Origin of the sequence: Cupriavidus sp. SIMBA_020, from assembly GCF_046535395.1 — a bacterium.
In the GTDB taxonomy this organism is placed as follows: Bacteria; Pseudomonadota; Gammaproteobacteria; order Burkholderiales; family Burkholderiaceae; genus Cupriavidus; species Cupriavidus campinensis.
In genome coordinates this window covers 1-244 of sequence record NZ_JAWRWU010001435.1, presented here as the reverse complement: position 1 = coordinate 244, position 244 = coordinate 1, and the positions used below count along the sequence as shown (strand labels likewise).

Here is a 244-nt window from a genome sequence, read left to right as displayed (position 1 = left end):
CGCCAGCCACACCAGCCACACGAAGGTGCTGAGGATCGTGAAGCTGAGCACCGCGAACCAGTCGATCGCATTGATCGCGCCGCGCTTGAGCGTGGGCAAAGCGAAAGCCGCGAGCACGCAGACCGCGGGCAGCACCAGCATGAAGAGGCGATTGGTTTCGTGGCTCTGCACGACCACGAGGATCAGCAGCGGCACGATCACCGAAAGCGGAATCGCGATGTGCGGCGCGCGGCGCAGGCCCGCC

Annotated in this window: 1 pseudogene; it reads right to left on the bottom strand. The window is 66.0% G+C overall.

The annotated features are described in order from the left end of the window. A pseudogene (locus SB751_RS34290) lies at window positions 1-244 on the bottom strand (glycosyltransferase family 39 protein); the annotation flags it as partial.